At 72.9% G+C, this 7,206-nt stretch carries 8 protein-coding genes; 4 read left to right on the forward strand and 4 right to left on the reverse strand.

Annotated features, from left to right (window positions below; genetic code table 11):
• Nucleotides 1–161 precede the first annotated feature (161 nt).
• Complete coding sequence (locus tag JS521_RS29850) at nucleotides 162–974, reverse strand: arylamine N-acetyltransferase family protein (RefSeq protein ID WP_205086055.1); 813 nt, start codon at nucleotides 972–974, stop codon at nucleotides 162–164.
• Nucleotides 975–1,159: 185 nt separating this feature from the next.
• Here JS521_RS29850 and JS521_RS29855 point away from each other — a divergent pair, with 185 nt between their 5' ends.
• Complete coding sequence (locus tag JS521_RS29855; RefSeq protein ID WP_205086056.1) at nucleotides 1,160–1,489, forward strand: hypothetical protein; 330 nt, start codon at nucleotides 1,160–1,162, stop codon at nucleotides 1,487–1,489.
• 79 nt (nucleotides 1,490–1,568) lie between these two features.
• Here JS521_RS29855 and JS521_RS29860 read toward each other — a convergent pair whose 3' ends face one another.
• A complete protein-coding gene (locus tag JS521_RS29860) occupies nucleotides 1,569–2,387 on the reverse strand; it encodes an NAD(P)-dependent oxidoreductase (RefSeq protein WP_205086057.1) in 819 nt (272 codons plus the stop codon).
• Between the two features lie 101 nt (nucleotides 2,388–2,488).
• Here JS521_RS29860 and JS521_RS29865 point away from each other — a divergent pair, with 101 nt between their 5' ends.
• Both JS521_RS29865 and JS521_RS29870 read left to right on the forward strand, forming a co-directional pair.
• Entirely contained in the window at nucleotides 2,489–2,878 is a 390-nt protein-coding gene (locus JS521_RS29865; protein WP_205086058.1) for a winged helix-turn-helix transcriptional regulator, read from the forward strand.
• A 113-nt stretch (nucleotides 2,879–2,991) separates the two neighbouring features.
• Nucleotides 2,992–3,858 carry a S1 family peptidase gene (locus JS521_RS29870; RefSeq protein ID WP_205086059.1) on the forward strand — a complete coding sequence of 289 codons (867 nt, stop codon included), beginning with the start codon at nucleotides 2,992–2,994 and terminating at the stop codon, nucleotides 3,856–3,858.
• 43 nt (nucleotides 3,859–3,901) lie between these two features.
• Here JS521_RS29870 and JS521_RS29875 read toward each other — a convergent pair whose 3' ends face one another.
• Nucleotides 3,902–4,726, reverse strand: a complete 825-nt coding sequence (locus JS521_RS29875; RefSeq protein WP_205086060.1) for a TetR/AcrR family transcriptional regulator — start codon at nucleotides 4,724–4,726, stop codon at nucleotides 3,902–3,904.
• A gap of 90 nt (nucleotides 4,727–4,816) precedes the next feature.
• On the opposite strand from JS521_RS29875, the gene JS521_RS29880 reads away from it, so the two are divergent.
• Complete coding sequence (locus JS521_RS29880; RefSeq protein WP_205086061.1) at nucleotides 4,817–5,665, forward strand: siderophore-interacting protein; 849 nt, start codon at nucleotides 4,817–4,819, stop codon at nucleotides 5,663–5,665.
• Nucleotides 5,666–5,698: 33 nt separating this feature from the next.
• Here JS521_RS29880 and JS521_RS29885 read toward each other — a convergent pair.
• The coding region (locus JS521_RS29885) for an N-acyl-D-amino-acid deacylase family protein (protein ID WP_205086062.1) at nucleotides 5,699–7,206 on the reverse strand (1,508 nt) is incomplete at its 5' end.

Below are 7,206 nucleotides of genomic sequence, written 5' to 3' on the forward strand. Positions count from 1 at the left end.
AGCTTACGGCGGCGGACATGGCGATGGAAGACAGGGCGGGACGGGTGAGATGCGCCACGCGGGGGCCGGCCCGGCTGCGCAGGACGGCCGCCGCGGGCGGTCGGACGCGGGCCTGCCCGGACGCGGGGAGGCGCAGGCGGGGCCCCGGCCGCCGGGGGAGGTCACTCCGGCAGCCGGGTGCCCTCCGGGAGCCGGATGCCGAAGTCGTCCGCCAGGACCCGCAGCGCCTCGTCGTCGTCCTTGAGCCGCCGCTCCTTCACCGTGCCGTCGTCGGCCGTCTCCACCAGGTCCAGCCCGGCCAGAGCCAGGTGCGAGCCGATCCGGGTGCGCTGCGCGTACACCGCCTGCCGGAACGGCGAGCGCGGGTGCGTCGCGACGTGCCAGTTCATCATCTCGTAGTCCGGAGCCTCGAACGGTTCCAGGGTGAACGTGTGCTGCGGCTCCCACGAGCCGCCCTTGTCCGCCTGGAGCTCCCACGTCGGCAGCGGACCGACGTGCGCGACGTGGACGAGCCGGTGGTGGCGCGGGGCGTCGAACAGCTCCGCTCCCTCCACCAGCTCGATCGGCTCCAGCAGCGCGCCGGTCGCCCCGAAGCCGACGTCCGCCAGATACGGGTGCGGCTCACCCTCCACGTCCACCTGCAGCAGCATGTGCGAACGCGGCCGGATGTCGCCCGGCGCCGCGCCCAGCATCACGCGGGCCGTCACCGGCGTCACGGAGAAGCCGATCTGCCGCAGGACGGCGGCGAAGAGGGTGCCGTGCTCGAAGCAGTACCCGCCGCGTCCGCCGCGCACGAGTTTCGCCTCCAGGTCGTCGAGCGCCAGCGAGGGGGCGGAGCCGAGGACGGCGTCCAGGTTCTCGAACGGGATGCCGGACAAGTGGGCCCGGTGCAGGGACCGCAGCACCTCCAGGGTGGGGCGGGGCTCCCCGGTCCAGCCGATACGGGCGAAGTAGGCGTCGAGGTCGAGTGTCATACGCCGACCGTACGCAGCCGGGGCGCGGGCGCGCCTCCGGCTGGGGACCTAAGTGCGGGACCGGAGGGGCTCGGTCGCTGGACCGAGGCCGTCGTGAGGCGGGCGGGCCGACGCGGACCCGGTGGGGCGGCTCAGATCTTGCTCAACTCCGGTGAGAGCCGCGCTGTCCCGGGTAGCGGTGGATCATGAGCCTGTTCCGGAAGCCCCAGCCCCTCGCCGTGCTCGTCGTCCGCGACGCCCCCGATGTCGTCGCCGGTCTGCGGAGCGCGCTGGAGACCGCCACGGACGCCGAGCGCCCCGGACTGGAGCGCGCCCTCGCCCTGGCCGAGGACTCCGCCGCCCGCCCGGACGCGGAGCTGCGCGGCCGGTGGGTGCGCCAGCGGCTCGACGCCGCCGGGCACGAGGGGCCGGCGGACTCCGTCGAGGCCATCAAGATCCTGCGTCAGGCCGAGCCCGGACTGACGCTGCTCCAGGCGGTCACGTACGCCAAGGAGGCCGCGGCGGCGGAAGCCTGACCCGGGAGGGCGGTGGCGGAAGCCTGATCAGGGAAGGGCGGCGGCGGAAGCCTGACCCGTAACGGCGCGGGGAGGGCCGTCAGATGCCGTCCATCGAGCCCGCCGACGCGATCAGCAGCGCCGTGTCGACGCCCTGTTCCCGGGCCGTACGGAGCAGCGTCGCGTCCCCCGCCTCCGCCACGGCCGCGCTGGTGGGGTCCTCGGGCACGGGCCCGCCCGCGTACGCCGCCGTCGCCGGGGCCATCGCCGTCAGCCAGTCCGCCACCAGCGTGCCGAACGCTTGTCGGTCGATCCCGGCGTCCGCCACCAGCGCGGCCGCGTGCCGGGCCCCGGCGAACATGGCGGTCATCGCGCTGAGCAGCGCCACGTCGTGGAGTGCGGCGAACCCGGGATCGGCCCCGACGTACCGGGTGGCGACGGGCACGGCCAGCACCTCCCGGTGGGCGTCGAAGACCTCGCGTGAGCCGCTGTAGAAGACGTAGCCGCCGGCCTCCGGCACACCGATCATCGGCGGTACGGCCATGATCCCGCCGTCCAGGAAACGGGCGCCGCGCTCGTTCGCCCAGGCCGCGCGGGTGCGGGATTCGCCCGGGGTGGAGGTGGTGAGGTCGACCAGGTCCTTGCCCGCGAGATCGGCCTCCGCCAGCGCCGCGCGGACCGAGGCGTCGTCCAGGAGGCAGGCGACGACGAGCGGGCTCGCGGCCACCGCCTCGGCCGCCGTCGCGGCCACCCGCGCGCCTGCGGCGGCGAGTTCGGCGCTCTTGCCGGGGCTGCGGTTCCAGACGGTCAGGGGGTGTCCGGCGGCGAGCCAGGTACGGGCGAGCGCGGCGCCCATCGCGCCGAGGCCGAGCAGGGTGAGAGGGGCGGGCGAGGCGGAGGCAACGGTGTTGTCGGACATGCCGATTAGGCTGGTCGAAGGCTGCGAAGGCAACAAGTACGCACAATGGAGTGGGTGGTTACCTCGTGCATAGCGAGCAGACGGGGAGGGGTGGACGGACGATGAAGCGGATCGTACGGAGACCGGGGGCGTTCGTCTGCGGGATCGACGCGGCGATGGACGTGATCGGCGGCAAGTGGAAGGTGCTCATCCTGTGGGCGCTGAACGAGAAGACCTGCCGCTTCGGTGAGCTGCGCCGGGCCGTGCCCGGGGTGACCGAGAAGGTGCTCAGCTCCCACCTCAAGGAGCTGGAGGACGACGGCATCGTGCACCGCGAGGTGTACGCCGAGGTGCCGCCGCGCGTGGAGTATTCGCTCACCCCGCTGGGGCTCTCGCTGAACGCGGCGCTGGAGCCGCTCGGGGCGTGGGGGCGCGACCACATCTACCGGGGTGTGGAGGGGGCCGACGCGGAAGCCGCTGCCGAGCCCGTGGCAGGGCTGGGGAAGCGGTAGCCGTAGCAGCGGCCGGAATTGACCCCTTGTGATGGCCTGACATCTGCGCAAACATGCGCATGTCAAAAGCCGGAAGATCTCCGGCCCTTGGCATCACTGGAGGTACCCCCCACATGAACAAGCCTCTCGTCGGTGCGTTTCTTGCAGCCCTGCTCCTGGGAGCCGGTGCCGCGCCCGTCGTCGCAGCCGAACCCGCACAGCAGGTCCAGACGCAGGAAACCGCATCCAAGGCCGGCCCCGCGGCGAAGGCCGTGACCTTCGCCGGGACCGTCGCGCTCAGCAACTGTTCGGGCTCCGTGGTCCGTTCGCCCGACTCCGCCCCTACCGACCCCGCCCTCGTGCTCTCCAACGGGCACTGCCTGGAGTCCGGCTTCCCGGGCCCCGGTGAGGTCGTCGTCGACCAGCCGTCCTCTCGGACCTTCACGCTGCTCAACGCCTCGGGCGACGGAGTCGGCACCCTGAAGGCGAGCAAGATCGCGTACGGCACGATGACCGACACCGATCTCTCGCTCTACGAAACGACCTCCACCTACCAGCAGATCGAGGACAGCTACGGCATCCAGGCGCTGGAGCTGGAGACCGCCCACCCGACGGCGGGCACCGCCATCACGGTCGCCTCCGGCTACTGGAAGCGCACCTACAGCTGCGACATCGACGGCTTCGTCCACCAGCTCAAGGAAGGCCGGTGGACCTGGAAGGACTCGGTCCGCTACACCCCGGAGTGCCAGACCATCGGCGGTACGTCCGGCTCGCCGGTGATCGACGACGCCACCGGCAAGGTGGTCGCCGTCAACAACACCGGCAACGAGAGCGGCCAGGAGTGCACGGACAACAACCCGTGCGAGGTCGACGAGAACGGCGAGGTCACCGTCCGCGAGGGCATCAACTACGCCCAGCAGACGTACAACATGGTTCCGTGCATCGAGGCCGGCAGCAAGATCGACCTCAACCGTGAGGGCTGCGCGCTGCCCAAGCCGTAGCCGCCTGAAGTCCCGTGGGCGCGCCGGTCGGTCCTGGCCACGGTCAGGTCCGGCCGGCGCGCGCCGCCTCGATCCCGTCCAGCAGCACCCCGAGCCCCACCCGGAACGTCTCGCGCGCCTCCCGCTCCGGATACGGCACCACCTCGGTGCCCTCGGCGCCCCCGGTCCCTTCGCCCGGATACGGCTCCACCGGCCCCTCCGCCTCCAGGCCGCTCACCGCCGGGAAGCGCTCCGCGAAGTCCGGGACCAGCTCCAACAGGGCCGCCGAGCGCGCCGCCCACCACTCCTCGTCGGAGCTGCCGGTCGCCGCCGCGGCGAGCCTGGCGTCGGCCACCGCCTGCGCCGAACCCCGTACGAACGGGAACAGGGTTCCCACCAGCCGCCGCAACACCCCCGCATCGAGCCCGGTCGCCCGCAGCAGGATCACCAGCGTGTCCAGGCCCGCGTACTCGTGCGGCCCCAGTACCGGCCGCGCCTGCGAGACCTGGAGCACCCAGGGGTGGCGTACGTAGAACTCCAGGACCTCCCCGGCCCACGCGGTGAGCGCCGCCCGCCAGTCGCCCGAGTCCGATGCATGGGTGGGCAGTTCGGCGTGGACGGCGTCGTACATCAGGTCCAGCAGCTCGCTCTTGCCGGGGACGTAGGTGTAGAGCGCCATCGCCGTGCGCCCGAGCCGGTCGCCGACCGCGCGCATCGACAGGGCCCCCATCCCCTCCTCGTCCGCGAGCGCCACGGCGGCCGCCACGATCGCGTCCACGCTCAGCCGGGGCTTGGGCCCCGGGCCGCCCCGGGTCGGCGGCGGGGCGTCCGCGCGCCACAGGAGGGAGAGGGAACGGCGGGGGTCACCCTGCCCGGCGAAGACCACCACTTGCGACTCCTTACGACGTAAAGTAACGTCCGGCGGGTAATTCATTACGCCGTAAGGTATCAAGCTCCACAAGAGAGGGGTCGGGTCGCCATGGGTCAGGCGCTGCCGGTCACGTACGTACGGGTCGTGGACGTCGAGCGGGTCACCCCCGGCACGGTGAGGGTCGGGTTCACGGCCGACGAGCTGCCCGGGCTCATGGAGGACCGCCCCGACCAGCAGATGAAGCTCTGTCTGCCGCGCGCCGGGCAGGCCGTGCCCCGGCTGCCGGAGCGGGACGCCGACGACCCGTACGGCATGCGCTGGTACGAGGCGTACCTCGGGATCCCGGAGGCGGAGCGGCCCTGGATGCGCAGCTTCACCGTCCGCTCGTACGACCGCGAACGCAACGTGATGGCCGTCGACTTCGTGCTGCACGGCGAGTGCGGGCCTGCCTCCCGCTGGGGTGCGGCGGCCCGGGTCGGTGACGTCCTCGGCATGGTCGGCCCGTCCTCCGTCTATGCCCGCCCGTTGCCCGCCGCCCGCCGGATGCTGCTCGCCGGGGACGAGACCGCGCTCCCGGCCATCGCCACGGTGCTGGAGGCGCTGCCCGCCGGGACCGGGGCCGTGGTGTTCGCGGAGGTGGCGGACGCGGGGGAGGAGCGGGAGTTGCCGTCCGCCGCTGGGGGAGCCGAGGTTCGCTGGGTGCACCGGGACCTCGGCGGCTCGCTGGTGGAAGCCGTACGGGACGCCGGAGCGGACCTCGACGGGGTGGACGCGGCCTGGGTGGCGGGCGAGGCGTCCGCCGTGCGGGCGCTCCGCCGCCACCTGGTCGAGGACCGCGAACTGCCGAAGGCCGCCGTCGAGTTCAGCGGCTACTGGCGGCGCACGCTCACCCAGGACGACGCCCCCACGGAGGAGGACCTCGCCTGGGCGGCCGAGCGCGCGGCGGATGCTTCGTAGGGGCCTCGCGGCGGACGGCTCACCCGTGAGCTCTCAGGCGGCTGTCGCCCCGGCTCCCCGGACCGCCCTGCCCGCCAGGACCGACGTCCGCTTGCCGTCCTCGATGACGAACCGGCCGTCGATGAGCACGTGCGGGATGCCCACCGGCAGCGTGCGCGGCTCCTCGAACGTCGAGCCCGCCGCCACCGTCTCCGGATCGAACAGCACCAGGTCCGCGCGGTAGCCCTCGCGCACCAGGCCCCGGTCCGCGAGCCGCAGCCGGGCGGCCGGGCGCGAGGTCAGGTGGGCGACGCACTCCTCCAGCGAGAGGATCCCCAACTCCCGGGCGTACCGGCCCAGATACTGCGGGAACGTGCCGTACGCCCTCGGGTGCGGCTTGTCGCCCTGGAGGATGCCGTCGCTGCCGCCGGTGTGCACCGGGTGGCGCATGATCTGCCGGACGTTCTCCTCGTGGCCCACATGCTGGAGGATCGTCGTGCCGAGCCGGTCCTGGGTGAGCAGCCGCCGCGCGGTCACCCAGGGCTCCTCGCCCCGCAGCCGTGCCGACTCCTCGACCGTACGGCCTACGTACTCGGCCAGGTGCGGCGCGCTCACGCCGGAGATCTCGATGGTGTCCCACTCGATCGGCACCCCGTGGCAGCCGTCCGAGCCCAGCACCTCCAGATGGTGCCGGATCTTCTCCGCGCTGTCCGGGTCCGCGAGCCGGGTGAGGACCGACTCCGGCCCGCCCTCGCTCGCCCAACTCGGCAGCATGGCGACGAGAGTGGTGCAGCCGGGGGTGTACGGGTAGGTGTCGAGCGAGATGTCGGCCCCGGTGGCGAGCGCGCCGTCCAGGAGAGCGAGCAGGTCGGGCGCCTTGCCCTTGTTCACACCGAAGTTCATGGTGGCGTGGGCGAGATGGAGGGCGCAGCCGGCGTTGTGCGTCAGCTGGACCATCTCCTCGTACGCTTCGAGCGCCCCCGCACCGTAACTGCGGTGGTGCGGGCAGTAGTAGCCGCCGTGGCGGGCCACCACCCGGCACAGCTCGGTGAGTTCGGCGTCGTCCGCGTACATGCCGGGGGTGTAGGTCAGTCCGGACGACATGCCCACCGCGCCCTCGCGCATGCCCTGGTCCACCAGCTCCTTCATCCGGGCCAGTTCGGCGTCGGTGGCGGGGCGGCCGTCCCAGCCGACCGCGTACATCCGGACCGTGCCCTGCGGGATCAGGTAGGCGGCGTTCACCGCGATGCCCTGGCCGCCGAAGTTGCGGTCGAGGCGGTCAAGATAGCCGCCGACCGTGCGCCAGTCGAAGTCGATGTCGGAGCCGTCGCCGTTCCAGCCGGTGATGGAGCGCCGGACCTCGGCGAGCGTACGGTCGTCGACCGGGGCGTACGACATCCCGTCCTGGCCCAGCACTTCGAGGGTGACGCCCTGCGCCGCCTTCGCGCTGTGGTCCGGGTCGCGCAGCAGCGCCAGATCGCTGTGGGCGTGCATGTCGATGAAGCCGGGGGCGAGCGCGAGGCCGTCCGCGTCCACGGTCCGGGAGGCGGTGGGGCGGGGGC

Origin of the sequence: Streptomyces durocortorensis, assembly GCF_016901035.1 — a bacterium.
Classification (GTDB): domain Bacteria; phylum Actinomycetota; class Actinomycetes; order Streptomycetales; family Streptomycetaceae; genus Streptomyces; species Streptomyces durocortorensis.

Excerpts from the sequence above, each read along its gene's own strand:
- JS521_RS29850 (WP_205086055.1), bottom strand. The coding sequence starts at position 974 with ATGACACTCGACCTCGACGCCTACTTCGCCCGTATCGGCTGGACCGGG.
- JS521_RS29855 (WP_205086056.1), top strand. The coding sequence starts at position 1,160 with ATGAGCCTGTTCCGGAAGCCCCAGCCCCTCGCCGTGCTCGTCGTCCGC.
- JS521_RS29860 (WP_205086057.1), bottom strand. The coding sequence starts at position 2,387 with ATGTCCGACAACACCGTTGCCTCCGCCTCGCCCGCCCCTCTCACCCTG.
- JS521_RS29865 (WP_205086058.1), top strand. The coding sequence starts at position 2,489 with ATGAAGCGGATCGTACGGAGACCGGGGGCGTTCGTCTGCGGGATCGAC.
- JS521_RS29870 (WP_205086059.1), top strand. The coding sequence starts at position 2,992 with ATGAACAAGCCTCTCGTCGGTGCGTTTCTTGCAGCCCTGCTCCTGGGA.
- JS521_RS29880 (WP_205086061.1), top strand. The coding sequence starts at position 4,817 with ATGGGTCAGGCGCTGCCGGTCACGTACGTACGGGTCGTGGACGTCGAG.